The 26,381-nt window shown below is 70.0% G+C and carries 25 protein-coding genes and 1 pseudogene; 16 read left to right on the top strand and 10 right to left on the bottom strand.

Annotation, left to right across the window (positions count from 1 at the left end):
* Positions 1-903 (bottom strand): ATP-binding protein (locus RB628_RS13330; protein ID WP_318320594.1); only part of this gene is annotated, 903 nt, incomplete at its 3' end.
* Positions 904-1,195: 292 nt separating this feature from the next.
* Here RB628_RS13330 and RB628_RS13325 point away from each other — a divergent pair.
* The 3 genes from RB628_RS13325 to RB628_RS13315 all read left to right on the top strand — a co-directional run bounded on the left by RB628_RS13325 (position 1,196) and on the right by RB628_RS13315 (position 3,246).
* Positions 1,196-2,071, top strand: a complete 876-nt coding sequence (locus tag RB628_RS13325) for a helix-turn-helix transcriptional regulator (RefSeq protein WP_318320593.1) — start codon at positions 1,196-1,198, stop codon at positions 2,069-2,071.
* A 79-nt stretch (positions 2,072-2,150) separates the two neighbouring features.
* On the top strand, positions 2,151-2,363 hold the full coding sequence (locus RB628_RS13320) for a DUF397 domain-containing protein (RefSeq protein ID WP_318320640.1): 213 nt from the start codon (positions 2,151-2,153) through the stop codon (positions 2,361-2,363).
* A 67-nt stretch (positions 2,364-2,430) separates the two neighbouring features.
* Complete coding sequence (locus RB628_RS13315; RefSeq protein WP_318320592.1) at positions 2,431-3,246, top strand: SAM-dependent methyltransferase; 816 nt, start codon at positions 2,431-2,433, stop codon at positions 3,244-3,246.
* A 36-nt stretch (positions 3,247-3,282) separates the two neighbouring features.
* Here the strand turns inward: RB628_RS13315 and RB628_RS13310 are convergent, their stop codons facing one another.
* The 3 genes and pseudogenes from RB628_RS13310 to RB628_RS13300 all read right to left on the bottom strand — a co-directional run.
* Positions 3,283-3,969 carry a tetratricopeptide repeat protein gene (locus tag RB628_RS13310; protein WP_318320591.1) on the bottom strand — a complete coding sequence of 229 codons (687 nt, stop codon included), beginning with the start codon at positions 3,967-3,969 and terminating at the stop codon, positions 3,283-3,285.
* On the bottom strand, positions 3,966-4,943 hold the full coding sequence (locus RB628_RS13305) for a tetratricopeptide repeat protein (protein ID WP_318320642.1): 978 nt from the start codon (positions 4,941-4,943) through the stop codon (positions 3,966-3,968). The genes RB628_RS13310 and RB628_RS13305 overlap by 4 nt, the downstream gene beginning before the upstream one ends.
* A gap of 803 nt (positions 4,944-5,746) precedes the next feature.
* A pseudogene (locus RB628_RS13300) lies at positions 5,747-7,372 on the bottom strand (SAV_2336 N-terminal domain-related protein); the annotation flags it as partial.
* A gap of 382 nt (positions 7,373-7,754) precedes the next feature.
* On the opposite strand from RB628_RS13300, the gene RB628_RS13295 reads away from it, so the two are divergent.
* From RB628_RS13295 to RB628_RS13265, 7 genes are all read left to right on the top strand, one after another.
* Positions 7,755-8,774: a substrate-binding domain-containing protein gene (locus tag RB628_RS13295; protein WP_318320590.1), complete on the top strand. Its 1,020-nt coding sequence runs from the start codon at positions 7,755-7,757 to the stop codon at positions 8,772-8,774.
* 273 nt (positions 8,775-9,047) lie between these two features.
* Positions 9,048-11,498, top strand: coding sequence for a nitrate- and nitrite sensing domain-containing protein (locus RB628_RS13290; RefSeq protein WP_318320589.1), 2,451 nt, complete (start codon positions 9,048-9,050; stop codon positions 11,496-11,498).
* 14 nt (positions 11,499-11,512) lie between these two features.
* Positions 11,513-11,938, top strand: a complete 426-nt coding sequence (locus tag RB628_RS13285) for a roadblock/LC7 domain-containing protein (RefSeq protein WP_053746758.1) — start codon at positions 11,513-11,515, stop codon at positions 11,936-11,938.
* A 1-nt stretch (position 11,939) separates the two neighbouring features.
* The gene (locus tag RB628_RS13280; RefSeq protein ID WP_318320588.1) at positions 11,940-12,296 is read left to right on the top strand and encodes a DUF742 domain-containing protein; all 357 of its coding nucleotides are present in this window, start codon (positions 11,940-11,942) and stop codon (positions 12,294-12,296) included.
* Positions 12,283-12,888, top strand: coding sequence for a GTP-binding protein (locus tag RB628_RS13275; protein ID WP_318320587.1), 606 nt, complete (start codon positions 12,283-12,285; stop codon positions 12,886-12,888). The genes RB628_RS13280 and RB628_RS13275 overlap by 14 nt, the downstream gene beginning before the upstream one ends.
* A gap of 110 nt (positions 12,889-12,998) precedes the next feature.
* Complete coding sequence (locus RB628_RS13270; protein WP_318320586.1) at positions 12,999-13,838, top strand: glycosyltransferase family 2 protein; 840 nt, start codon at positions 12,999-13,001, stop codon at positions 13,836-13,838.
* On the top strand, positions 13,835-15,988 hold the full coding sequence (locus tag RB628_RS13265; RefSeq protein ID WP_318320585.1) for an ArnT family glycosyltransferase: 2,154 nt from the start codon (positions 13,835-13,837) through the stop codon (positions 15,986-15,988). The genes RB628_RS13270 and RB628_RS13265 overlap by 4 nt, the downstream gene beginning before the upstream one ends.
* Before the next feature lie 79 nt (positions 15,989-16,067).
* On the opposite strand, the gene RB628_RS13260 is transcribed toward RB628_RS13265, so the two are convergent.
* Together RB628_RS13260 and RB628_RS13255 are read right to left on the bottom strand one after the other, a co-directional pair.
* The gene (locus RB628_RS13260) at positions 16,068-16,283 is read right to left on the bottom strand and encodes a hypothetical protein (RefSeq protein WP_318320584.1); all 216 of its coding nucleotides are present in this window, start codon (positions 16,281-16,283) and stop codon (positions 16,068-16,070) included.
* A 54-nt stretch (positions 16,284-16,337) separates the two neighbouring features.
* Positions 16,338-17,492, bottom strand: a complete 1,155-nt coding sequence (locus tag RB628_RS13255) for a M20 family metallopeptidase (protein WP_318320583.1) — start codon at positions 17,490-17,492, stop codon at positions 16,338-16,340.
* Between the two features lie 525 nt (positions 17,493-18,017).
* Here RB628_RS13255 and RB628_RS13250 point away from each other — a divergent pair.
* The gene (locus RB628_RS13250; RefSeq protein WP_318320582.1) at positions 18,018-18,296 is read left to right on the top strand and encodes a hypothetical protein; all 279 of its coding nucleotides are present in this window, start codon (positions 18,018-18,020) and stop codon (positions 18,294-18,296) included.
* 14 nt (positions 18,297-18,310) lie between these two features.
* Here the strand turns inward: RB628_RS13250 and msrB are convergent, their stop codons facing one another.
* The 4 genes from msrB to RB628_RS13230 all read right to left on the bottom strand — a co-directional run bounded on the left by msrB (position 18,311) and on the right by RB628_RS13230 (position 21,816).
* Positions 18,311-18,718 carry a peptide-methionine (R)-S-oxide reductase MsrB gene (gene msrB / locus RB628_RS13245; protein WP_318320581.1) on the bottom strand — a complete coding sequence of 136 codons (408 nt, stop codon included), beginning with the start codon at positions 18,716-18,718 and terminating at the stop codon, positions 18,311-18,313.
* A 56-nt stretch (positions 18,719-18,774) separates the two neighbouring features.
* Complete coding sequence (gene murC / locus RB628_RS13240) at positions 18,775-20,163, bottom strand: UDP-N-acetylmuramate--L-alanine ligase (RefSeq protein ID WP_318320580.1); 1,389 nt, start codon at positions 20,161-20,163, stop codon at positions 18,775-18,777.
* A 176-nt stretch (positions 20,164-20,339) separates the two neighbouring features.
* The gene (locus RB628_RS13235) at positions 20,340-20,813 is read right to left on the bottom strand and encodes an indole-3-glycerol phosphate synthase (RefSeq protein WP_318320579.1); all 474 of its coding nucleotides are present in this window, start codon (positions 20,811-20,813) and stop codon (positions 20,340-20,342) included.
* Positions 20,814-20,979: 166 nt separating this feature from the next.
* Positions 20,980-21,816, bottom strand: coding sequence for a pyrimidine reductase family protein (locus RB628_RS13230; protein ID WP_318320578.1), 837 nt, complete (start codon positions 21,814-21,816; stop codon positions 20,980-20,982).
* A 37-nt stretch (positions 21,817-21,853) separates the two neighbouring features.
* Between RB628_RS13230 and zapE the strand changes: the two genes are divergently transcribed.
* From zapE to RB628_RS13205, 5 genes are all read left to right on the top strand, one after another.
* The gene (gene zapE / locus RB628_RS13225; protein ID WP_318320577.1) at positions 21,854-22,960 is read left to right on the top strand and encodes a cell division protein ZapE; all 1,107 of its coding nucleotides are present in this window, start codon (positions 21,854-21,856) and stop codon (positions 22,958-22,960) included.
* A gap of 231 nt (positions 22,961-23,191) precedes the next feature.
* Positions 23,192-23,590, top strand: a complete 399-nt coding sequence (locus RB628_RS13220) for a hypothetical protein (protein ID WP_318320576.1) — start codon at positions 23,192-23,194, stop codon at positions 23,588-23,590.
* A gap of 91 nt (positions 23,591-23,681) precedes the next feature.
* Entirely contained in the window at positions 23,682-24,272 is a 591-nt protein-coding gene (locus RB628_RS13215; protein WP_318320575.1) for a carbonic anhydrase, read from the top strand.
* An 8-nt stretch (positions 24,273-24,280) separates the two neighbouring features.
* On the top strand, positions 24,281-25,747 hold the full coding sequence (locus RB628_RS13210; protein WP_318320574.1) for a SulP family inorganic anion transporter: 1,467 nt from the start codon (positions 24,281-24,283) through the stop codon (positions 25,745-25,747).
* A 123-nt stretch (positions 25,748-25,870) separates the two neighbouring features.
* The coding region (locus RB628_RS13205) for an SPFH domain-containing protein (RefSeq protein WP_318320573.1) at positions 25,871-26,381 on the top strand (511 nt) is incomplete at its 3' end.

Below are 26,381 nucleotides of genomic sequence, written 5' to 3'. Positions count from 1 at the left end.
CTCGGCCAGTACCGCGTGCGACATGGGCGCGGCGAGGGCGGCGGGTAGCTCGGCCGGTACCGCGGGTGCGGCGGGCCGCACGGCGCGGGCGGCGAGCACCTCCGCCGGAACCGCGCGCGAGGCGGGCGCGGCAACCTGAGCTGCCTGAGCGGGTGCCGCGACCGGTACCGCGTACGAAACAGGCGCGGCAGCCTGCACGGCGCGGTCGGCGGGAGGAGCCTGAGGTAAAGGGGATGCGGGTCTGACCGGTGCCGGTGTGTCAGGCGCGGCAGGCGCGCCCTCGCCAGAAGCCGCCGCACCGAAGGCAGCGACCGCCTCGACCGGAGTGCCCGCCCCGACAGAAGCGACCGTCCCCGCATGACCCACCGTCTCGTCGGCGGCCTGCGCCGCGACCGGCGCCGCCGGTGGGACGGCCTCCGCCAACTCCACCCGCTCCGCTTCGAGCTCGGCCCAGACGACGCGCCCGGAGCCGTGCGGGGCGTCCCGGACGCCCCAGTCTCTGCTCACGACGCCGACCAGCAGGAGGCCGCGTCCGCACTGTTCGTCGGGGCCGGGCCGGCGCTGGGCCGGCAGGGTCCCGCCACAGTTCTCGTCCTCGACCTCGATGTGCAGCCGCCGGGCGGAGAAGCGCATCCGGCACACGATCCGCTCACTGGCGGTGTGGGTGAGGGCGTTGGTGACAAGTTCGGAGGTCACCAGAAGGGCGTTGTCGGAGGTGTCGGGACCGACGCCCCAGGCGTCGAGCAGTTCGCGCACCTTCCGGCGGGCGGCGCCCACGGAGGCGGGAGACGCGGGCAGACCGAACATGCCCGACTGCGGAGAGTGATCGAGATGGTCCGGGCGGCCGGCAAGGCTGCCCCGGGGCAGTCGGCCGAGTGGCTGGGGGAGGGAGGGCGGAGCCATCGCCGTTCGCCTTTCGTTGCCTGCGCACCCTGGCCGGTGCGACACCGTCCCGATGTGATCCGCGAGCAGGTCAACCCGCCTCGTAAAAGCGCAGGTTACGGCCCCTTCTCCCCCAACAGGGCCATGCAGACTCGTTGTTCACCGTTTCCGGGAAGGTACGAACACTGTGACACCTGACAACAACGGCTCGCAACCAGCAAGTTGAAATTTGCAATTTGTGGGGTGCATGCTGCTCCGGTCGAAAGATGATCGTGACAGACTGCGACCCTGAGCCCGCTGTGAGGGGGTAGGTGTGACCGCGGAGACCGATTGGGGCGGCGCCCCCTCCGTCCTGCGCATGATCCTTGGCAGGCAGTTGGAGGAGCTGCGGACGCGCGCCGGTCTCAGCTACGAGGACGCGGGGGTGGCGATCGGTGTCAGCCACTCCACGATCCGCAGGATGGAGGCCGCCAAGGTGGCCCGTCTCCGCCTGCCGGATGTCGAGAAACTGCTGCAGACGTACGGGGTGACGGACCAGCAGGAGATCGACACGTTCCTGAAGTCGGTCCGCGAGGCCAACAAGCGCGGCTGGTGGCACAACTACCGGGACGTACTGCCCGACTGGTTCTCCGCGTATCTGAGCCTGGAACAGGCGGCGTTGCAGATCCGTGCGTACGAGGCGCAGTTCGTGCCCGGTCTGTTCCAGACGGCGGACTACGCGCGTGCGCTGCTGGGCGCCGGCAATCCGCACGCCTCGTCGGACGCGACGGACCGCCGGGTGGCGCTGCGTCTGCGCCGCCAGGAACTACTGACCCGTGAGGCGCCACCGCGGGTGTGGATCGTGATGGACGAGACCGTGCTGCGGTGGCCGGTCGGCGGTCCGGAGGTGATGCGCGCGCAGATCGACCATCTGATCGAGATGAACGCGCTGCCCCATGTGACCCTGCAGATCATGCCGTTCGGCAACGGCCCGCATCCCGCGATGCGGGCCGGAGCGTTCCATCTCTTCCGGTTCAGGGCACCCGAGTTGCCGGACATCGTCTATCTGAGCGGTCTGGTCGGCGCGGTGTATCTCGACAAGGGCGACGACGTCGTCGTCTATCGCGAGGCTCTGGACCGGTTGGGCGCGCAGTCGGCGCCCGCCAGAAAGACCGAGGCCCTCCTCGGTGCGATTCGCAAGGAGCTCTGACATGCACCACCCCACACACCCCCACCTCCCGAGCACCCACACCAACCACACCAACCTCTCCCACCCCGTACGCAACGGCATGCCGGCCCGTGAACTCGGTTCCCGGGGCTGGTCCAAGCCGTGGAGCGACGACGCGGGCGGCGCCTGCGTCGAAGTGAAGAAGCTCGCCGACGGCCGGGTCGCCGTCCGCCAGTCGACCGATCCGGACAGCCCGGCCCTGGTCTTCACTCCGCACGAGATGACAAGTTTTCTGGCCGGCGTGAAGGCTGGTGACGCAGACTTTCTGCTCTGAACTGCCTTGTTTCTACTGAGACTTGACTGGCTTGACTCAGACTCACAACCTGAATGGGAGGGGCGGCGTGCCCGACAACGGATGGCCGGCCGACCGGATCGACACGGAGAACGCACACTCCGCGCGGATCTACGACTACATCCTCGGCGGTAAGGACTACTACCCCGCCGACAAGGAAGCGGGCGACGCCATGTCGCACGAGTGGCCCGCCCTGCCGATCCACATGAAGGCCAACCGCGACTGGATGAACCGAGCGGTGGCCTATCTGGCCAAGGAAGCGGGCATCCGCCAGTTCCTCGACATAGGCACCGGCATCCCGACCTCCCCCAACCTGCACGAGATCGCCCAGTCGGTGGCCCCCGAGTCCCGGGTGGTCTACGTCGACAACGACCCCATCGTCCTCACCCTCTCCCAGGGCCTGCTGGCGAGCACACCCCAGGGCCGGACGGCGTACATCGAGGCCGACTTCCAGCACCCGGAGGCCATCCTCGACTCCCCCGACTTCCGCGAGACCCTCGACCTGACCAAGCCGGTCGCCCTCACGGTGATCGCGATCGTCCACTTCGTCCTGGACGAGGACGACGCGGTGGGCATCGTCCGCCGGCTCCTCGACCCCCTCCCCTCGGGCAGCTACCTGGCGATGTCCATCGGCACCGCCGAGTTCGCCCCGGAGGAGGTGGGCCGGGTCGCCCGCGAGTACAGGGCCCGCAACATGCCGATGCGCCTGCGGACGTTCCCGGAGGCGGAGGAGTTCTTCGAGGGCCTCGACCTGGTCGAGCCGGGCATCGTCCAGGTACACAAGTGGCACCCGGACGCGACGAGCGGCGAGGGGATCAGGGACGAGGACATCGCCATGTACGGGGCGGTGGCCCGGAAGCCGTAGAGGCGGAGCCGGAGGGACTGGCAACCGCGGTGCGGGTCACTCCGGCTGCGGTTCGAAGTCCCAGTACGGACGTTCACCCTGGCGCACCGCCAGGGTGAACGGGCTGTTCACCCCCAGCGCCTCGACCAGTTGCCCCAGCGTTTCCTGCCGCAGCCGGTCGGCCGCGTCGGTCTGGCGGAGTGAGCGCAGGTCGGCGGCGAGTGCCGCCTTGCACATCAGGGTCAGAGGGTGCGCGCTGCCCACTGCCCGCGCCGACCGTTCCATACAGTCCCGGCTGTAGCCGGCGGCGCCCTCCGGATCCCCGACGAGGCTGCGCGCTCCGGCGACGTTCAGCGAACAGCCCAGTGTCCAGGGGTGGTCGGCCCCCATGGCCACGGTCATCCCGCGCAGGGCGCGCTCGGCGATGCGCAGCGCCTCGTCCCGGTCGCCCGACTCCCAGAGCGTCAGGCCGACGTTGCCGGCCGTGCCCACGGAGAACGGGTGGGCGTTGCCCAGGAGGTCCGCGTAGTCGCGGGCGACCCGGTCGGCGAGCGTCCAGGAGCGGTCCAGGTCGCGGTGTTCCCGGAGCAGGGAGGCGTAGTCGGCCACCACGAAGAGCGCCGCTGGATGGCGTGGTCCATGAAGTTGTCGGGCCAGATCGACGACTTCCCGCATCAACTCGTCCGCGCGGGCCAGTTGGCCGGACCGTCGCAGACATAGGGCGTGGTCATGTTCGGCGATCATTGAATTAACGCTGTATCGGCCCATGATCGCGTGGTAGTCCCGGACGTTGACGACCTGTCGGTCGAGTGCCTCGTCATGGCGGCCGAGCAGACAGAGTGTCCAGCAGCAGCGCATCTCGGTGTAGAGCGTTCGGTGGTGATGCAGGCCGATCTGATTGCGGCGCCGCAAGGTGAGCGCGGTGTACTCGTCGAAGGACTCCTGGTACCGCCGAGCAGAGCAGCGGCGTTGGCAAGATTGGATCGGGCCTGGCTGCTCGGCACATCGTCGTCCGGGCTGGACGACCGGTACACATCGCGAAACAACTCGTACGCCTCGCGGTACACACCCAGCGCGACCAGCGTGCCCCCCAGTCCGTTCTTGGCCCGCAGGAGAGCGGGGTCGTCGTCCGGCCACCTCACGGACAAGCGGTCGACAACGGCCCGCCCCACCGCTTCCGCCTCCCGGTAACGCCCCATCCTGCGCAGCATGTTCGCGTGCTGATGGGTAAGGATGAGCATCTCGCTGCTGTCCGGCGCCATCCGGCTGTGCCACCGTGCGATGGTCAGCTCGCACAACCACAGCCCGGTGCGTGCCTCTCCGCGGCCGCGGAGATAGTTGACGCAGTTCAGCGTCAGCTGGGACACCGCCTCCCGCCTGCTGTCGAGTGCTCCGGAGATCTCCAGGTGCGGAATCAACTCGGCGTAGCGTGACCACGTACGGTTGTCGAGAGGGTCGCCCGGGTCCGCGGCCGCCAGCGTGTCGCAGGCGACCTGGGAGAACAGATCGCGTTCGTCCTCGCCGAGGCCCTCCCGCAACAGCGAGTGGTAGAGGCGGTGTACTTCCGCACGCTCCGCCCCGTCCTCCCCGAACACCAGCCGCACGGCCGACGTCTCGGCCAGCCGCAGCAACGCCGCGTCCCAGGCCTGGCGGTCGGACGCCAGGGCCGCGATGCGTGGCGGCAGATTGGCCGGACGCTCTTTCCACAGCAGGCCCACCGGGACCGCGTCCGGCGAGAAGCAGGTGAAGAGCAGGAGGAGTTCGGCAACGGCAGGATGGTGTTCCCGGAGCGAGGCCAGGGTGATCGACCAGCTGCTCTCCAGAGCCCGCGGATACCCGGCCGAGCCACCACCGGCGACAGGTCGGTCCAGCCGAGCAGGACGTCGAGCAGGGGGCGGGGCTCGGAGCGCAGCAGGGCGTACGCGCGCTCCAGCCTGTCGGCGGCCTCGGCCAGTGTCCGGGTCCTCGTCCCGTCGTCGGGCTCGGTCGCGGCGCGGGCCCGGAGTACCTTGCCGAGGACCAGGTGCGCGCGGGCCGGAGGTGAACCGGCGGGGTCGGCCGCCGCTCGTACGGTGTCCGCCGCCTCCCTCAGCACCGCGCGATCCGGGTGGATGTCCCAGAGGCAGAGCAGGTATTCGGCGAGGAGTGCCGCCGTTTCCGCGGTGGGTGCCGTCGCGCGCAGTATGCGTACGGCGTCCCAGAGGTCGCGGATACCGCCCTGTCGTTCGTAGCGGGTGAGGCGAGTGCCGGCCAGACGGAGAGCCAGCGATTGCGACTGCGATCTGTCAGTGTTGTCCGGAGTCGTGGACGGGGGATTTCGAGTGCCGTTGACGTCGCCGGGCTGGAATCTGCGCAGCACCCTGCGGGGTACGTCGGCGAAGGGCTCCGGCACCGGCCGTTCGGATGCGTCCTCTGCGTCCTCGGTCCCGTCGGCCGTCCCGGTCCGGGGCCGGACGGCCGTCGCCGACAGGTGGCCGACCACGACCGCCGGGAAGTTCCGGGCTCGTGCTCCCCACACCCTTTCCAGATAGTGCGAGCACTGCTCCAGCACCGCGCGGGCCTCGTCCAGTCCGAGGCGTCGCAGCAGCAAGTCCCTTACTCCTGGGGCGAATTCGTACAAGGGTCCGGGGCCGTCGGTCTCGTCCGCCACCTCCACCAGCAGGTCGCTGAACAGCACCTCGGCCAGTTCGACCGGGCCGGTCCCGGGGAGCAGGGCGCGCTGTACGAGTTGCATCACGGGGTACGACAGCGGCGCCGCCGAGAGGCAGACGGCAAGGTGGCGGGCGGCGGGGGAGGCTGTGGTGCGGAAGTCCTCGACCAGCCGCTTGGGGGTGCGGTCGGGGTGGGGGGCGGGCGCCGTTCCCGTGTCCGCGGGACCGACCATGGCCACGGAGGCCGTCAGCGCGCCGGCGGAACGTTCCGACAGCAAATGTGCCCAGCCGCCCAGTTCGGCGGGGGTCGGCGGCAGGACGGGCACCGGCAGCGTTCCGCCGGCCCCGGCGACCGGGCCGCCGCGGAACGGCCGGAAACGGAGCATCCCGCCGGGGTCCGCCGTGCGCCGCAGGGTGCCGGGTTCGGTGGGCAGCAGGGTCTGCGGCCACAGGCGGGCGGGCAGTGGCTGTACGACGGCCCCCGGTTCCTCTTTCTGGGCGTTGCGGGTGAGGTAGATGGCGTTGAGGAGTTGGTCGGCCGCCCGCTGCTCGCCGGGCCTGCGTTCGAGAAACCGGGCGATGACGTCGGCGTGTTACTCGGCCGCGTCCTCGCCGAAGTGGGCGCGGACCATGGCGGCGAGCCGGTCCTCGTCCGGGGGCTCCAGACGGAGATGGACGCATCGCCTCAACAGCGGTACCGGGAAGTCGCGTTCACCGTTGCTGGTGAGGGCGATGAAGGGGAAGGCACGGCAGCGGACCCGCCCCTCGTGGATCTCCACGGAGCGCCCGTCGTGGTCTCGGATTCGTACCGCCGGGCGGTGTTCGGCGATCCTCTCCAGCTCAGGGATGCCGAACTCGCCCTCCTCCAGCACCCCGAGGAGGTCGTTGGGCAGGTCGATGTCGCTCTTGTCGAGCTCGTCCACCAGGAGTACCCGGGGGCGTGCCGTGGGAAGCAACGCGGTGCCGAGCGGGCCGAGTTGGAGGTATCGGCCGATGCCCTGGGCGAGTAAGTCGGCTTCGTCCGGCGGCTGTTGGCGAGGAGCGTACGGTGCGGCCGTGCTCTCCGCGTCCTCCGGCTGCCTGCGCGGCCGCGTGATCTGGAGATCCTGCAGGCGGCCCAACGCGTCGTATTTGTAGAGGCCATCGGTGAGTTGCGTGCGGCTGACGATGGGCCAGGGCAGTACCCGGCCCAAGCCCAGTTCGTGTGCCACGGCGTGGGCGAGCGTGCTCTTGCCGCTGCCCGGTTCGCCGGTGACAAGCAGTGGACGGCGCAGGTACAACGCCGCGTTGACCAACTCCAGTTCGGCCGGGGTCGGCCGGTAGTGCTCGGCGAAGGCGCGACTCTGGCCGAGCCTTCGGGTGGAGACGGCGTCGACGGGAGCCGGCGGACGGATCAGCGGCCCGCCGTCGAAACGCCGCCAGGCGGGCGGGTCCGGGAGCCGTTCGACTCCGTCGTGCGGTTGTCCTGTGCCTCGGTAGATCAGCCACTCGTTCACGTCACGCTCCTCGGTGCAGGACGGGCGGGGCTGCCTGATGACGGCTCGGCCGAACACCGGGGGCACGAAAGGGAACCGGAGGTCCCTTTTCCCCTTCCATTCCCCCTCCGCACCGGCAATCCTTCTGACACTACCCAGGACCGACCGAGGAGGATCACGCGCGCCGGGCACACCCCGTACCGGCTCGTGAACGCTGGTTCCAACTGGTTGCTCACTTGACTACCAGGCGTAACATCCGATTGGCTCCGCCCCAGCGAAAGTCGGACGTCACCGCATGTCGCCCGGCGATCGCGCAGATTTCGCCGTACCCACACTCCCTCTCATCCCTCCCGTCCCTCTCATCCTTCTCCTCCTCGGCCGCGCAGCGAGGTGCCGCACTCCCATGAACACACCCCCCGTCTCTTCCGGTTCCGCACGATCCGCCCGTGCCACGGCCGTTGTCGCCGGCATGGCCGCCGTCTGTCTTCTCGCGGCCGGCTGCTCGGGCTCCGGCTCCGACGAGTCGGACTCCGACCAGGGCGCCGCCGGTGCCGGCACCGCCCGGCTCAAGGTCGCCCTGATCACCCATGGGGCCAAGGGCGACTCCTTCTGGGAGCGGGTGCAGAAGGGCGCGCAGGCCGCCGCGGCCAAGGACAACATCGAGCTGACGTACGCGAGCGACTCCAGTGCCGCCGCCCAGGCCGACCTGGTGCGGGACGCGGTCAGGGACAAGGTCGACGGAATCGCCGTGACCCTCGCCAAGCCGGAGGCGATGAAGAGCGCGGTCGCGCAGGCGAGGGCGGCCGGGATACCCGTGGTCGGTCTCAACTCGGGTATCGACGCCTGGCGTTCCGCGGGCCTGCTGTCGTTCTTCGGCCAGGACGAGAGCACCGCCGGCCGGGCGCTCGGCGACAAACTGGACGCGCTCAAGGTCAAGCACGCCCTCTGCGTCATCCACGAGCAGGGGAACGTCGCCCTGGAGGCGCGCTGCGCCGGGGTGAAGAAGACGTTCACCGGCGAGACCGAGAACCTGTACGTGAACGGCACCGACACGGACGCGGTGACCGCGGTCGTCGCGGCCCGGCTGAACCAGGACGCGAGCATCGACGAAGTCGTCACGCTGGGCGCGCAGTTCGCGCTCGCGGCGGTCAAGTCGGTGGACGAGTCGGGCAGCAAGGCGAAGATCGCCACCTTCGACCTCAACAACGACATCCTGGGTGCCATCAAGGACGGTGACGTGCAGTTCGCCGTGGACCAGCAGCCGTACCTCCAGGGCTATCTCGCCGTCGACTCGCTCTGGCTGTACAGGTCCAACGGCAACTTCAGCGGCGGCGGCTCGGCTCCCGTGCTCACCGGGCCCGCCTTCGTCACCAAACAGAACATCGCCGACGTCGCCAGGTTCGCGGCCGACGGCGCCCGCTGAGCAGCCGCCCGGTACGCGCCTGCCGCCCCGCCCCGGCCCCCTCCGCAGCGTTTCCGTATCCCCTTCCGCCCCGCTTCCGAATCCCTCTGCGCAGCAACCGTCGTACAACGGCTGCACCAAGCTTTGGGGGCTCACGGTGCGTACGTTCACTTGTACGGATAGCATCCTGCCGACCCAGGCATGTTCCGCCACCTGTTCCGTTTCCACTGTCACCTGTCATCTGTCACCTGCCACTTGTCACTCCCACCCACCGCTGATCGCCCTAGGACGACGATGCCTCCACGCAAAGGTGCCCGGCGCCGTCTCGGCTCCATACGTCTCTCGCTGATCCTGCTCGCGCTGGTTCCCAGCGTCACCCTCGCCGCGATGTGGGGTGTGACGACGATTCAGATGTTCTCGGAGGGTCTGCGGCTGCGGGACCAGACGGGACTCAGCAAGGCGACCGGTGCCATGGGCACCGACGCCACGCTCGCACTGCAGAAGGAGCGCACCCTGTCGGCCGCGTGGCTGGCCTCGCCCAGGGGCGACCGCAGCGCCCTGGACGCGCAGCGCGGAGTGACGGACGCGGCCGTGGCGAAACTGGTTGGCCAGACCAAGGCCATCCAGGAGGCCCCCGACCGCATCGGGGAACGGATGTACTCGGTCATCGCGGCGACGGGCAGCCTGGAGTACTACCGCGGCCAGGTCGACCGTCCCACGGACATCACCGCCCAGCAGGCACTGGACCAGTACTCCTCGATCATCAACAACCAGATCCAGGCCTTCCAGGAGCTCTCCCAGGTCGATGACGGAGACCTCACCTCACAGGCCGGCCCGCTCGTCTCTCTGGAGCAGGCGGCCGAACTGGTCGCCCAGGAGGACTCGCAGCTCACCCTGTCCTGGCCCTCGGGGAGTTTCGACCAGAAGGAGTGGGAGTCGTACGTCCGGCTGGTCAGCGCCCGGCGCTGGGTCGTCGAGGACCAGTTGATCCAGTCCCTGTCCGGCACGGCGAAGACCCGCACCGAGGCGATCCTGCAGGGCTCCGCCTGGCAGACCCTGACCTCCATCGAGGACCAGGTGCTCGCGTCGGGAACGCCCGGCGGCGGCGCCGACCAGAAGATCACCCTGCCCGACAGGCAGAAGCAGTGGACCGCGGCGATGGACGAACTGAGTGTCCAGTACGGCTCTCTCATCCACGACGAGACCAGAGGGCTGATCACCCGCAGCTCCGACGAGTCGCGGTCGCTGCTGATCAAGGCCGCCTCGCTGAGCGCCGGCGGACTCGGCGGGCTGCTGCTGTGCGTCGTCCTGTCCTGGCGTATCACCCGGTCCCTGTCCCGCCGGCTACGCGGACTGCGCATGGCCACCCTGGGCCTGGCCGAGGAGCGGCTGCCGGACGTGGTCGCGCGGCTGAACCGGGGCGAGAAGGTCGACGTCGAGTCGGCCACCCCGCCGCTGGACTACGGCCACGACGAACTCGGCCAGGTGGCCCACGCGTTCAACGCCGCGCAGCGCACCGCCGTGCACACCGCGGTCGAACTCGCCGACACCCGGCGCGGCTTCCAGAAGGTCATCCTGGGCATCGCCCGGCAGAGCCAGAACCTGGTCAACCTCCAGCTCACCAAGCTGGATGCGCTGGAACGCGCCCACCAGGACCCGGAGATCCTCAAGGGCCTGTACGAACTCGACTCCACGGCCAGCCAGTTGCGCCGCTACGAGGAGAACCTCGTCATCATCAGCGGTGAGCGGCCCGGCCGCAGCTGGACCGAGCCGGTCGCGCTGATCGACATCCTGCGCAGCGCCGTCGGCGAGGTCGCCGAGTACCAGCGGGTCGAGGTGCAGACCGAGGAGGACGTGTACCTCGCGCCGCCCGCGGTGGCCGACGTCATCCACCTGCTGGCCGAGCTGATCGACAACGCGACCGCCTACTCCCCCGCGCCCAGCCCGGTGGGCGTACGGGCCGCGATGGTCGCCAAGGGGCTGGCCATCGAGATCGAGGACCGCGGTCTCGGCATGTCCGAGGAGGACTACGCGTCCTTCAACGAACACCTGTCCAAGGCGCCGCAGTTCGACGTGGTGGCGCTCGCCGACGACCTGCGGCTCGGCATGTTCGTGATCGCGCGCCTTGCCGTCCGGCACGGCATCCATGTCACGCTGCGATCCTCGCCTTACGGCGGTACGACGGCGATCGTGCTGCTCCCGCACGAGGTCGTCGTACGGGAACTCACCGCGCCCGACACGGACTCCTCGGCCACGCAGGAGGCATCCGCCGAGAAGCCCGCCCCGGTGGCCCCGGAGCGCCTGGCACACGAGCGCATCCGGGAGACGCAGCCCGCCGCGGCCCGCGTCCGGACCCCCGACGCCGGTTCCGCGCCCCGGCCGGCCGCCCTCGTCGGGGCGGACCGCGGCGCCGGGCCGGGCAGTGAGCGGAAGGCCGAACGGGGCGGCGCCGTCCGCAAGGGCGGGCTCACGCCGCTGCCGCGCCGGGTGCCGCAGACCAGCCTGGCGGCGGAGCTGCTGGAGGACACCGAGCCCGACGGCACGTCCGAGGACGTGCTCGACGAGTTCTCGGCGGAACGCGCGGCCTCCTCGCTCTCCGGTTTCCAGCGCGGAACCCTCCAGGCCCGTGACGACGACGCCGAAGAGCAGTACGACCATGGGGAGGACAACGCGCCTCGGGAACCTGACGCACCGCTCCCCGCCGCAGGCACTCCGGTCACCTCGACTCCGCCCGCAGACCGCTGATGAAGGACAGAGAAATGACACGCCCCACCCCCGCCACGCACACCGAGCTCGACCAGTTGCTCACCGGACTCGTGGACCGGGTAGCCGAGGTGAACCACGCCGTCGTGCTTTCCGAGGACGGACTGGTCGTCAGCAGGTCCACGGCGTTCCTGCGCGACGACGCCGAGCGGCTCGCGGCGACCGCCTCCGGGCTGATGAGCCTCAGCAAGGGCGTCAGCATGGACTTCCGTGGCGGTCCGGTGCGCCAGGCGCTGATCGAGATGCGCAACGGCTACCTGATCCTCACCGCGGCCGGCCCGGGCGCCCATCTCGCGGTGCTGACCAGCCAGGGAGCGGATGTCGGGGTGGTGGCGTACCAGATGAACATGCTGGTGAAGAAGATCGGTGAGCACCTCAGCGCGGCGCCGCGTGCCGGGGTCGCCGGCGCGGCCGGCGAGTGAGGTGAGCGGAAGCGACGCGGCCGGCCGTCTCGTACGGCCGTTCACGCTCACCGGCGGCCGGACCCGGCCCAGCCGCGCCGACTTCACGCTGATCACGTCGGTGACGGCGGTGGATCCGCAGCCCGACGGGGGCGCGCGGCCGCAGCCCGAGCACGCTCGGATCCTGCGGCTGTGCGCACGGCCCGTCGTGGTGGCGGAACTCGCGGCCCATCTGGACCTTCCGGTGAGCGTGGTCGTCATCATGCTGTGCGACCTGCTGGAGGCCGGCCGGATCTCCGCCCGTTCCCCGCGCCAGATCTCGCGCACCACGGACATGGACCTGCTCCAGAAAGTGAGGGACGGCCTTGGCCGGCTCTGACCCGACCGTGAACGGGACCTCGGCGCCCGACACGGTCAAGATCCTTATCGCCGGCGGCTTCGGCGTTGGCAAGACGACGATGGTCGGCTCGGTCAGCGAGATCGTGCCCCTGCGCACCGAGGAACCGCTGACCGCGGCCGGCCTGGGCATCGACGACCTCGACGGCATCGAGGAGAAGAAGGCCACCACCGTCGCCCTCGACTTCGGCCGCATCACCCTCAGCCACGAACTGATCCTGTACCTCTTCGGTACGCCGGGACAGCAGCGGTTCTGGTTCATGTGGAACGACCTCGCGATCGGCGCGCTGGGGGCCGTGGTCCTCATCGACGTACGCCGGCCGGAGTCGAGCTTCGCGGCGATCGACTTCTTCGAGCGCCGGGACATCCCGTTCGTCGTCGGGGTGAACGGCTTCCACGGGGAGCATCCGTACGAGCCGGACGAGATCCGGGAGGCGCTGGCGCTGCCGGAGCACACGCCGGTCCTGCTGTGCGACGCACGGGACCGGGAGTCGTGCCGGGACGTGCTGATCGCGCTGATCGACCAGTTGATAGCGTCGGCGGCTCCGGGCGGCGGAAGCGCGCACACGGCCTGAGACGGCGTACGGACAGGTCGTCTGTGGGCAAGCTGTGAGTACGCTGATTCTCATTCGTCGCTCAGGGTCGCCTCAGGGTCGCCCCAGATACGGCCCCGATCGTCACTTGCATGAACGAAAAGAACGCGAGGGACGTCCGGCAGCGTTCGGTCGAGATCGTGGTGCCGGTGTACAACGAGGCGCACGTACTCGCCGAGAGCATCGGCCGTCTCCACGCCTACCTCGAAGCCTCCTTCCCGTTCCCGTTCCGGATCACGGTCGCGGACAACGCCAGCACTGATGCCACCTGGCAGGCCGCGACCGATCTGACGCTCCGGCTGCCGCACGTCCACGCCGTCCATCTGGACGCCAAGGGCCGGGGCCGCGCGCTGAAGCACGTGTGGAGCCGCTCTACGGCCGACGTGGTCGCCTACATGGACGTCGACCTGTCCACGGGCCTCGCGGGCTTCCTCCCGCTCGTGGCCCCCCTTCTCTCCGGCCACAGCGACGTGGCCATCGGCAGCCGGCTGCACCGTCAGGCCGACGTGGTGCGCGGCCCGAAGCGCGAGTTCGTCTCCCGCTCGTACAACCTCCTGCTGAAGCTCGGCCTCGCGGCCCGCTTCACCGACGCCCAGTGCGGTTTCAAGGCGGTCCGCACCGACGTCTTCCGGGCCCTCGCCCCGCACATCGAGGACAACGCCTGGTTCTTCGACACCGAGTTGCTGGTCCTGGCCCAGCGCAACCGTCTGCGCATCCACGAGGTGCCGGTCGACTGGGTCGACGACCCCGACAGCCGGGTCGACATCGTCCGCACCGCCCTGGACGACCTCAGGGGCATGCGCCGGATGCTTCGCGACACCCTCACCGGCCGCGTCCGGATCGCCGTACCGCACCGCGTGCCCGTACAGAGTCCGATCGGCGCACCTCAGCACATCAGCAGCCCCGCCCCCAGCCTGGAGTACGCGTCATGACGACCCTCGCCCCGCCGCCGACCCGCGACAGCGCGCCCCACCACCGCCACCGTGTCGAACCCCCGGCCGCCGACGGCACTCTCGCGGGCCGTGCCCGGCGTCTGTTCACCGGCGCCCCGGAGGACCCGCGCTGGACACGCCCGGCACTCTGGGGCATCCTGCTCCTGGCCACGGCGCTCTACGCCTGGAACCTCTCCTCCATCACCGGCAACACCTTCTACAACGCGGCCGTGTACAGCGGCACGAAGAGCTGGAAGGCGTTCTTCTTCGGCGCGTTGGACTCCGGCAGCTTCATCACCGTCGACAAACCCCCCTTCGCGCTCTGGGTGATGGGCCTGTCGGCCCGCGTGTTCGGTTACGGCACCTGGCAGTTGATGCTGCCGATGGTCGCGGTGGGCACGGGCTCGGTCGCGCTGCTGCACCGCATGGTGAAGCGTGACTTCGGCCCGGTGGCGGCGACGATCGCGGCCCTCACGCTCACCCTGACCCCCATCACGGTGGCGATCACCCGGGACACCAACCCGGACCCGATCCTGGTCTTCCTGATGCTGCTGGGCGCGGCAGCCCTGATGAAGGCCGTGCGCACCGGCCGGCTGATGCCGCTCGTGTGGTCGGGGGTGGCCATCGGTTTCGCGTTCAACACCAAGATGATGCAGGCGTACGTCGTCCTGCCGGTCTTCTTCCTGGTCTACCTCTGGGCTGCGAACGCCGGGCTCGGCAGGCGTATCCGCAACCTGGCCGTGGCCACGGTGGCGCTGATCGTGTCCTCCGCCTGGTGGATGGTGGTCGTCGACCTGATCCCGGCCTCCTCCCGCCCGTACATCGGCGGTTCGACCGACAACACGGTCTGGGACCTGGTCATCGGCTACAACGGCTTCGGCCGTATCTTCGGGGCGAGTTCGTCGGCGGGCTCGCAGGGCAACGGCGCGAGCTTCGGCGGCGAGGCCGGCCTCTACCGGATGTTCAACGAGATCATGGGCGGCCAGATCTCCTGGCTGATCCCGTTCGCGCTGATCGCCCTGGTCGCGGGCCTGGTCCTGCGCGGCCGTGCTCCCCGTACGGATGCCAGGCGGGCGGCGCTGATGCTGTGGGGCGGCTGGTTCGTCGTGCACTATCTGACCTTCGCCCTCGCCGAGGGCACCTTCCACCCGTACTACGTCACGGCGATGGCCCCGGGTATCGCGGCCCTGACGGGCGCCGGCGGCGTCATGCTGTACCGCGCCTTCCGTGAGGGTTCCGCCGCCAAGTGGGCGTGGGTTCTCCCGGCGGCGGTGGCGGCGAGCGCGGTCTGGGCGGTCGTCCTGCTCCAGCGTGTCTCGGGCTCCGGCACGCTGTACACGGTCGCGGAGATCGTGGTGGCCGTGGCGGGCGCTGTCTCGGTCCTCGGCCTGCTGGCCGGCCGGTTCATGAAGCGACAGCGACTGCTGGGCATCGCGGCCCTCGCGGCGGTCGTCGCCCTCCTGGCGGGCCCGGCGGCCTACTCCCTCTCGGCGGCCACCAGCTCCACCAACGGCACGAACCCGACGGCCGGCCCCAGCACGGGCGGCGGAATGAGCGGCGGTGGCGGTGCTCCGCAGGGCTCCGCGGGTACGAGCGGCAGCAGCGGTACGAGCAACGGCGACGGTCAGTCCATGGGACAGCCCCCGTCCGGCAACACGTCGTCCTCCAGCGGGAGTTCGTCGGAGGCGGCGGCCGAGTCAGGCACGCGTCCGAGCGGCGACGGCGGAGGCGGGATGGGCGGCGGCACTCAGGTGTCGTCCGACATGATCACGTACCTCAAGAAGCACCAGGACGGGGCTACCTGGCTGGTGGCGGTGGCCACCGACCAGACGGCGTCCTCGATCATCCTGGAGTCGGGCCAGCCGGTCATCTCCATGGGTGGCTGGTCGGGCAGCGACAACGCGATGACCCTGGCCAAGCTGAAGAGCCTGGTGAAGTCGGGGAAGCTGCACTACATCATCATCAGCAGCGACACCGGCCAGGGCACCGACTCGGAGATCGCCACCTGGGTGAAGGAACACGGCACGGCGGTCGACTCCTCGGCGTACAGCACCAGTTCGTCCACCAGCTCGTCGACGTCGACGTCCACCTCGACGTCCACGTCGACCAGCAGCGGCCTGTACCGCCTGGACGCCTCCGACGTCAGCTGACCGACCGCACGTCCCACGGGCGGGCCACCGGAATCTCTCCGGCGGCCCGCCCGCTCACGTCCGGCCGACACCGCTCACCTCACAGGCAGTACCGGACCGTCCACTCGTCCTCGTTGTACGAGTCCTTCGCCGGATCCGGCACCGAAGCCGGCTGCGCCGCCACCATGTCCTCAGGGCGGATGCGCTCCGGCAGCTGCCCGAAGCGGGCGTGACGCGCCGCTTCGGCGGATTCCGGGGCAGCTTCGGTCCTCGTCGCTTCGGACTTAGTCGCTTCGGTCTTCGCTTCGTACGTCATCTCGGTCCCCGTTCGCCTGAGCCGACAACTCCGCCAGCGTACGTGAGCGTCCTTCTATCCCGCGTAAACCATCAGCAGGCCCGCGAGGAGCGCGGCGCGGGCGGGAACGTGGGCCAGCAGCACATGTTCGTCGCGGGCGTGCGCACCCCCGCCCACCGGGCCGAGGCCGTCGAGGACCGGGCGTCGCAGCGCGGAGACGAAGTTGCCGTCGCTCGCCCCGCCAACACCCGTCTCACGGATCGTCAGATTCAGTTCGGCCGCCACCGACTGCGCCTGCTTGAAAAGGAGTTGGGAGGCCGGCGTCGGCACCATCGCCGGGCGGTTCCAGCCCCCGGAGACGGACACCCGCACCCGGGGATCGGAGGCGGTGAGGGCGGCCAGTTCGGTGTCCACGCGGTCCGCCTCAGCCGGGTCGGCGATGCGTACGTCGACACCGCAGCGGGCGTGCCCGGCGATGACGTTGCGTCCCGTACCGCCGCTGATCACACCGACGTTGACCGTCGTACCATGTTCGCGCGAGCCCAACTCCGCGATCCGGGTCACCAGTTCGGCGAGGGCGTGCACCGCGCTCGCGCCGCCGTACGGGTCGAGGCCCGCATGTGCCTCCACCCCCTCCACGGCCACCTCGAAGAGGCCGACGCCCTTGCGGGCGGTCTTCAGATCCCCGTCCGCCCCCGCCGCCGGCTCGCACACCAGCGTGGCCGCCACCTGCTCGCTGAGCCGCTCTATGTGCGGCCGGGAGAACGGGCTGCCTGTCTCCTCGTCGCCGTTGAGGAGCAGGCGTACGGTCGGGCGCGGCAGGTTCCGTTCGCGCAGCAGGCGCAGTGCCCAGACCGCCTGTACGAGGCCGCACTTCATGTCGAACGCGCCGGGCGCGCTCACCCGGCCGTCGTCCGTCACGGTGAACGGCCACTCGGCGAGGGTGCCGGCCGGCCACACGGTGTCGTAGTGGGCGAGCAGCAGCACCGTCGCCCGCGAGGTGCCCCGGTAGAGGAGTTCCAGGACGTCTCCGTGTTCGCCGCCGTCGTGGCGCACGGCCTCGTCCGGCGGGCCGAGGCGCCGGCCGGCCCAGGCCTCGATGGCGGCGAGTCCGGCGGTCAACAGCGCCTTGTCGTCGCTGGGGGTCTCGTACTCGACCAGTGTCCGCAGGTCGTCGGTCATCTCGGGCAGGGCGGTACGGGCCAGGGACTCGATGTCGTGCAGCGACACGGGGCAGCTCCTCGGACGACGCGGGCAAACCCGGTAGCTACCCAGGAAACCGGGGATTCATGGACGCCGGCCGTCGGTGACAGCCGCCCTACGACCGCCGCACCACCGCCGTCGCACCTCGAAAGTCACGGTCGGTACAACGCGACGGGCGGAGGGAAAGACACTGACGGGCGGCGCGGCGGACGGTGTAGCGGGCTACACCATGCATTCGGGAGAAGGGTCCCTCGTGACGGCGAGCGGGCGGCGGCATCGTAGACGGCAGCCACCGCACCCATACAGCCCCGGGCCTGACCGCCCGAGCACCGAAACCCCTCTCAACCATGTAGTGAAGGGATTCTTTCCATCCCCTCGAACCGCCGTCGTGGACGTCGTATCGCCGCCATCACCACCGCCGTTGCCGCCGTCACACTGACCTCCGGGCTCCTGACCGGCTGCGAGGACCTCGACAACTCCCTGGGCTGCCTCAGCAACGCCGGCTCGATCTCGGACAGCATCAAGGCGATCCACGAGGCCGGCTGGGACGCGGTGAAGGACCCGTCGAAGACCGACGACTCCATCGACACCATCGACAAGAACCTGGACAAGATCAACAAGGAGACGGACGACAGCGAGGTCGACAAGGCGGTGGACGACCTGGACAAGGCGATCGACGACTACGACAAGTCGATCCTGAACGGCGACACGAACCCTGACTCCAGCAGGATCGACGCAGCCGCCGACAGGCTGAAGGACGTCTGCACGTCGCGACGGAAGCCGTCCGAACTGCTGCTGGGGCCCTGCCGTACGGGGCCCCAGCAGCAGTGAGCGCTCTTCGACCCTCAGCCCTCGTCGGGCGTCAGCCGCAACGAGATGCTGTTGATGCAGTACCGCTGATCGGTCGGGGTCGGATACCCCTCCCCCTCGAACACGTGCCCAAGATGCGACCCGCACCGAGCACACCGCACCTCGGTCCGCACCATGCCGTGGGTCCGGTCAGACAGCAGCTCCACCGCGTCGGTGTCCTTCGGGTCGAAGAAGGACGGCCAGCCGCAGTGCGACTCGAACTTCGTGTCCGAGGTGAAGAGTTCGGCGCCGCAGGCACGGCAGGAGTAGACGCCCTTCGTCTTGGTGCCCGTGTACTCACCCACGAAGGCGGGCTCCGTGCCGGCCTGGCGCAGGACCGCGTACTCGGCCGGCGTCAGCTCCGCGCGCCACTCCTCGTCCGGCTTTTCGACGTCGTACGACATGAAGCTCAGCCCCTTACTGCGAAAGTCACCGCGAGAGTCACTGCGGACCGCGAACGTCACCGTGCCAGGCGGTCCAGGATCAGCGGGCCCAGGTCCGTCACATCACCCGCGCCCATGGTGAGAACGAGATCGCCGGGCTTCGCCATTCCCGCGACGGTCTCGGGCACCTCCGCCTTGTCGGACACGGCCGTGACGTCGGCGCCCGCGGCCCGCGCGGCGTCGATGATCAGCGCGCTGGTCACGCCGGGGACCGGGTCCTCGCGGGCCGGGTAGATGTCGAGGACCACCGACGCGTCCGCGAGCGCCAGCGACTCGCCCATCTCCCTGCCCAGCTCCTGGGTACGGGAGAAGAGGTGCGGCTGGAAGACCACCAGGATGCGCGCGTCGCCGACCGCCGCCCGCATCGCCTCCAGGTCCGCCGTCATCTCGGTCGGATGGTGCGCGTAGGAGTCGACGACCTGGACGCCCGCCGCCTCGCCCTTCAGCTGGAGCCGCCGCTTCACGCCGGTGTACGCCGCCAGGGCGGGGGCCAGCTCACCGGCCGGCACGCCCAGCGCGACGCCCGCCGCCAGCGCGGCCACCGCGTTGTGCGCGTAGTGCCGGCCGGGAACCGACACCGTGAAGGTGAGCGGAGCCCCGTCCCGTTCGACGGTCACCTCGCTCTTCAGCCCCTGCGGAACGACGGCCAGCACGCGCACGTCCGCGTCCGCCGACTCCCCGTACGTCACCACCCGCACGGAGTCCGGCAGGCGCCGCGTCAGCTCGCGGGCGCCGGCCTGGTCCGCGGAGATCACGAGCGTGCCGCCGGGGACGATCCGGCCCGCGAACGTCTCGAAGGACTCGTAGATCTCGTCCATGGAGGCGTAGTTGGCGTGGTGGTCGAGTTCGACGTTGAGGACGATCGCGACCTCGGGCGCGTACTTGTGGAAGCTGCGGTCCGATTCGTCCGCCTCGGCCACGAAGATGTCACCGTCGCCGTGCAGGGCGTTCGAGCCGGGCGCGTCGAGGTCGCCGCCGATCGCGTACGAGGGGTTCAGCCCCAGCTCGCTCAGCGACACCGCCAGCATCGACGTCGTGGTGGTCTTGCCGTGCGTGCCCGCGACCGCGATCGGCCGCAGGCCGTCCATCAGCCGGGCGAGCGCGTCCGAACGGTGGACCACCGGAATCCCCAGCTCCGCCGCCCGTGCCAGCTCCGGGTTGTCCGCGCGGATCGCGGAGGAGACCACGACACAGGTGGCGTCGTCGGCGAGATGCCCGGCAGCGTGCCCGATGTGCACGGTCGCCCCCAGCGCCCGCAGCGCGGCAGCGGTCTCGGACTCCCTGGCATCACTGCCGGCCACCACGGCCCCGCGCTGCGCCAGGATCTTGGCGATCCCCGACATCCCGGCGCCACCAATGCCGATGAAGTGCGGTCGGTCCATGGCGATAGGAAGGCCGGGTGCCATGTGCTTTTCTCCCCAGGTGCGGTACGAAGATGTGCCCCCAGCCTATTGGCCAGACTGACGGCACCTGACAAGGAACGCTGCGGACACCCGCCCAGGGGCGACGTGCTGTATCGATATCGATGTGCGGCTCCGCCGCACGGGCGCGACCGGTCCCCACCGGGCCCGCGGCCGAAGAACTACGCCTTACTGTGCGAGAACAGCTTCAACACCGGCACCCCGACCTTGTGCCGAGCCCGGGAAGCCCAGTCCCGGTGGAAGAACTCCTCCACGTAGTGGGGATCGGTCAGCACGATGACCTCGTCCGCCTCGATCTCGTCCACCAGCCCCCTCAGCGCATCGAGCGGATGGTCCTCGACAGTCCGCCCCTCCGCCTCATGCCCGGCCCTCCGCAACGCCGCCAGCGACACCTCCAGCGCCTGCTCGCCCAGCGCGGCGGCGTCCTCGCCCTCCGGGGTCTCCCGTTCGCGCGCCGCCTCGTCGAGCTCGCCCAGCGCGATGTCGTCGATGGCCCGCAACAGCCGGTCGGCCTGATCGCCACGGGGCTGGAGCAGTACGTGGAAGGCGACGTCCTCCTCGCCGTGCAAGGTGGTGACGAACTCCACGTCGGCGGACGTCAGGGCCTTCTCGATCATCAGTACGCTTGTGAACACGACAGGCGCCCTTCTCCTCCGTGGGCCGTCCGTAGGCCCCTGCTGAAACCATCCTGCCCCGTGATCGCACGGGGGCTGCGAGATTTAGTGTGCCCAGCGAAAGACAAACGGAACGACAGATTCCACATCGTGTCGGGACGGCGGGGTCCGGGCCGCACCCCGCATGTCATGGGCGGCAGTACCGACTGAACAGGAAGCCGTCCTCCTCCAGCAAGGACACCAGTTCGAAGCGGCGGGGAACCGACACCCGGGGTCCGCCCGAGATCCGCTGGGCGTCCCCCACGGTGAGCATCGGGGAGATCGTCAGACACAGTTCGTCGAGCACACCGGCCGCCACCAACTGCCCCAGCAGCCTCGGCCCGCCCTCGGCCAGCAGCCGGGTGTGACCGAAACCCGCGAGAGTCCGTACGGCACGCGCCGGGTCCACGCCCGTGCCGTCACCGGCGACGACCACCTGGGCGCCCGCCTTCTCCGCGGCCGCGACCCGGTCGGGGGCGGCCGCCGCACCCGTGAGGATCAGCGTGGGCACCAGGGGCGAGGTGAACAGCGGGAGCGAGTAGTCCAACTCCAGGCTCGCGCTGACGATCGCGACCGCCGCCGCCTGCGCCTGGCCGGCCGCCTCCCGGGCCGCGGCGAACTCCTCGCGCGCGCGCACCGGGCGGTACCCCTCCTGGCGTACCGTTTCCGCACCGACGAGCACCACGTCCGCCAGCGCCCTGAGGGTGCCGAAGATGCGCATGTCGGTGGCTGAGGAGATGGGCCGGGAACGGCCGTCGTGCTGGGCGGCGCCGTCGAGCGTGGACACCATGTTGGCGCGCAGCCAGGCCTCCCGCCGCCCGATCGCCTGCTCGGGGTAGGCATAGGCGGCGGCCAGCTCACCGAGGCTCCACTCTCCGCCGGCCGCCCCGGCACCTCCGGGAGAACCACCGGCACCACCGGCGTCCAGCACCCCTCCCGAGGCCTCGGTCACTGTCTCTTCGGTCACAGGGAACAGGCGTCGCATGCCAGGCAGTCTGGCATGACGATTAGCATGGTGAACCGTGCCTACCATCCCCGCCGCTCCCGGATTCGGCCCGATAGCCGACGCGACCCCGCTGTCCCTGTGCGTCCGTGAGCCGCGTGTCCCCGCGGACCGGCTGGTCTCCGAGATGGTGCCGCCGCCCCGGTTCGACTCGGTGCGCTTCGGTACGTACATCCCTGACCCGAACCAGGCCAGCCAGACCGAGGCCGTGCGCGTGCTGGAGGGCTTCGCTGGCGGGCTCGGCGGCGCGCACGCCGTGGGGGGCGGCAAGCGGGGGTTCTTCGGCTTCGGGAAGGTCAAGCCGTCGAAGGTGCCGGCCGGCCCCCGTGGCGTCTACCTCGACGGCGGTTACGGCGTCGGCAAGACCCACCTCCTCGCCTCCCTCTGGCACGCCACCCCGGCCGAGCCCGCGCTCAAGGCCTTCGGCACCTTCGTGGAGCTGACGAACCTGGTCGGCGCGCTGGGCTTCCAGAAGACCGTCCAGACCCTGTCCGGACACCGGCTCCTCTGCATCGACGAGTTCGAACTGGACGACCCGGGTGACACCGTCCTCGTCTCCACCCTGCTCGGCAAGCTCGTCGACGCGGGCGTCGCGCTCGCCGCCACCTCGAACACCCTGCCGGGCAAGCTCGGTGAGGGCCGGTTCGCGTCGGCCGACTTCCTGCGCGAGATCCAGGGCCTGTCCGCCCACTTCCGCGCGCTGCGCATCGACGGCGAGGACTACCGCCACCGGGGGCTTCCCCAGGCTCCGGCGCCGTACTCCGAGGAGCAGGTGACCAAGGCGGCGTACGCCGCCGAGGGCGCGTCGCTCGACGACTTCCCGCGGCTCCTCGACCACCTCGCACGTGTGCACCCCAGTCGGTACGGCGCCCTCACGGACGGCCTGGAAGCCGTATGCCTCACCGACGTACAGCCGGTTCCCGACCAGTCGACGGCGCTGCGGCTCGTCGTGCTCGCCGACCGGCTGTACGACCGCGAGGTACCGGTGCTCGCCTCGGGCCTGCCCTTCGACCAGCTGTTCAGCGAGGAGATGCTGAACGGCGGCTACCGCAAGAAGTACTTCCGCGCGATCTCCCGCCTGACCGCGCTGGCCCGCGACGCCAAGGGCCTCGTAGAGCCCTCGTAACCCACGCCACGGCCGACCGCCCGCAGACCATACGGCCTGCTGCAGGTCAAGGGGCAGTTCGCGTCATCCCACCCACGCTTTCAGGCTCTCTTCAGCCTGAAGCGCTAGGTTAACCCTGCAAACAACTTCGCGGGGTTAACGTATTTCTTGACCCGTAGTTGACCAACCGTTGACGTACGCAAGAGACCGCGACTGTTCGTGATCGGGCATCAAACGCCTGGAGGGGGGCACATGTTCCGAGGTACTACAGCCCGGACCGTGATCTCGCTCCTCGCCGCAGTCCTGCTGACCCTCCAGTTCTTCGCTCCCACGGCATCCTTCGCAACCGCGCATACAGTCCGTCAAGCCGAGGCCAAGGCCGAGCCTCGAAACAACCCCAGGGTGGAAGCCCTGCGCGACGTGTACATCACCTGCGGTAACGAAGGTCGTCCCCACAACCCGAGCCTGCCCCTGCGCATCCGCGACCGGCATCGAATCGTCGATTCGGGTCCCGAGGTGCCCGAGCGCCCCCACCTCGCGGTGGACCCGGCGGCCCCGCACGAACCACACACGCGCGTCACGTCACGCCATCAGGCGCCCAGATCGCTGACCGCGCACACCCCGGCGGCACTCCAGGTGTTCCGCTGCTGACAGCAGAGACGTCCCCCCACGCTCTGTCATGCACGTCCGACTGTCATGTACGTCCGACGCGCCATCGAGGCGCGCCAGGAGGAGTCACCACATGCAGCCCCTCATCGACAACGCCCGCACCTTCGGTCAGCGCCCTGAGGAGTTCGCCAAGCTCGCCGAAGGCCAGTCCCCCCAGGTCCTGTTCATCACCTGCTCCGACTCCAGGGTCGTCCCGGCCCTGATCACAGGCGCCAGGCCGGGTGAGCTCTTCGAACTGCGCACCGCGGGCAACATCGTCCCCCCATACGCCTCTGCCCGCCCCACCGGCGAGGCGGCCACCATCGAGTACGCCGTAGAGGTCCTCGGCGTCAGCGACGTCGTGGTCTGCGGCCACTCGCACTGCGGTGCCGTCGGCGCCCTGGTACGCGGCGACGACCTCACCGCCGTACCCGCCGTACGCGACTGGCTCGCGCACGCCGCCGGCGAACCCGGGGCCACGACGGCGTCCGACACCGACGACCCGACGGTCGCCTCGGCCGTCCAGAACCACGTCCTCACACAGTTGCTGCGGCTGCGCTCCTACCCGTGCGTGGAACAGCGTCTGGCGAAGGGCCGACTGCGTTTGCGTGGCTGGTACTACGAGGTCCACACCGGGTCCGTGCGCGAGCACCGTGCCACGACCGACGCGTTCGAAGCGCTGTGAGGGCCGCCATGAACGCGCTCGCCAAGGCCCCTCACCTGCGGCAGGACTTCGCCGCCTCACTCGTCGTGTTCCTGGTCGCCCTGCCCCTGTGCGTGGGCGTGGCCGTCGCCTCCGGTGTGCCGGCCGAACTCGGCCTGATCACCGGCATCGTGGGCGGCATCGTCGCCGGCCTCCTGCCGGGCAGCAGCCTTCAGGTGTCCGGGCCCGCCGCCGGCCTCACCGTGCTGGTCTTCGAGGCCGTACGGGAACACGGGCTGCCCATGCTCGGGGTGATCGTGCTCGCCGCCGGGCTGCTCCAACTCGCGATGGGCGCCCTGAAACTGGGCCGCTGGTTCCGGGCCATTTCGGTGTCCGTCGTCGAGGGCATGCTGGCTGGAATCGGCCTCGTGATCATCGCCGGACAGCTGTACGCGGCGGCCGGGCTGAAGGCGCCGGCCGCCGGCCTCGACAAGATCGCCGGGCTGCCCGAGGCCGCCGTGAAGGCCGCGGGGAGCACCAGCGCGCTGGCCTCGCTGGCGGTCGGCGCGGGGACGATAGCCGTGATCCTGCTGTGGCAGCGGCTGCCCAGGAAGGTGCGGGCGGTTCCGGGCGCGCTCGCCGCGGTGGTCCTGGCGACCGTCGCCACCCTTGTCTTCAGCCTGCCGGTGGCGACCGTCGAGGTGAAGGGACTGCTGGACGCCGTCCAGCTGCCGGGGCTCGGCGCCTTCGGCGAACTGGCGAGCCTGAGCGTGATCGGCACGGTCGTGGCGTTCACGCTGATCGCGTCCGCCGAAAGCCTGTTCAGCGCCGCCGCGGTGGACCGGCTGCACGACGGCCCGCGCACCCGGTACGACAAGGAACTGATGGCGCAGGGCGCCGGAAACGCCGTGTGCGGGGTGCTGGGCGCGCTGCCGATGACCGCGGTGATCGTGCGCAGCTCGGCGAACGTCCGTGCGGGCGCGCGGACGAAGACGTCCCGGGTGCTGCACGGCGTATGGCTGCTGCTGTTCGCGGCGCTGCTGCCCGGCGCGCTGGCGCTCATCCCGCTGCCCGCGCTGGCCGGCATCCTCGTCCACGCGGGCTGGAAGCTGATCCCGCTGCGCGAGGTCGTCTCGCTCTGGCGCGAGCACCGGGGTGAGGCGCTCATCCTGGTGGTCACGGCCGTTGCGATCGTGTCCGTGAACATGTTCGAGGGCGTGCTGATCGGTCTCGCCCTGTCGGTGGCCAAGACCGCCTGGCAGGCCTCGCATCTCAAGATGGAGGTCATAGACAAGGGCGCCGGGCCCATCCAGGTGTACCTGTCGGGCAACGCGACCTTTCTGCGGCTGCCGAAGATACTCGACAGCCTGGAGGCGCTGCCCAAGGACCGGCCGATCGAGCTGAACGTGTCGGGCCTGCACCACCTGGACCACGCCTGCGGCACGGCCCTGGAGAGCTGGGCGGAGCGGCACAGCTCGGCCGGGACGGAACCGGTCAGGATGATGACGACGCCGTAGCCTCCGCGGCCCCGTCGTGCGAGGTTGCCCGGTCCGAGGCTCGCCCCGAGCCCCGGGCCGGGCATATCGTTTGTTAAGGGTGCCGATCGGCACGCACCGGGACGGCTGCGAAAGGTCGTCGTCATGCTTGAGGAACTACTGACCGCGGGCATAGCCGCCGGAACCGCCGGGGTCGTCTACGTCGGGGCGGCGGCACGGGTCGTCAAGCAGTACGAACGCGGGGTCGTCTTCCGGCTCGGCCGCCTCACCGAAGCCGTACGGCAGCCGGGTTTCACGCTGGTGATCCCGCTCGTGGACCGGCTGCACAAGGTCAACATGCAGATCGTCACGCTGCCGGTGCCGGCCCAGGAGGGCATCACACGGGACAACGTGACCGTGCGCGTGGACGCGGTCGTCTACTTCAAGGTGGTCGACGCGGCGAACGCGCTCGTCCAGGTCGAGGACTACCGGTTCGCGGTCTCCCAGATGGCGCAGACCTCACTGCGCTCGATCATCGGCAAGAGCGACCTGGACGACCTCCTCTCCAACCGGGAGAAGCTCAACCAGGGGCTGGAGCTGATGATCGACAGCCCGGCCATGGGCTGGGGCGTGCAGATCGACCGGGTCGAGATCAAGGACGTCTCCCTGCCGGACA

The sequence above is a fragment of the Streptomyces sp. ADMS genome (genome assembly GCF_033441795.1).
GTDB lineage: Bacteria > Actinomycetota > Actinomycetes > Streptomycetales > Streptomycetaceae > Streptomyces.
This window is presented reverse-complemented; position numbering and strand designations above follow the sequence as displayed.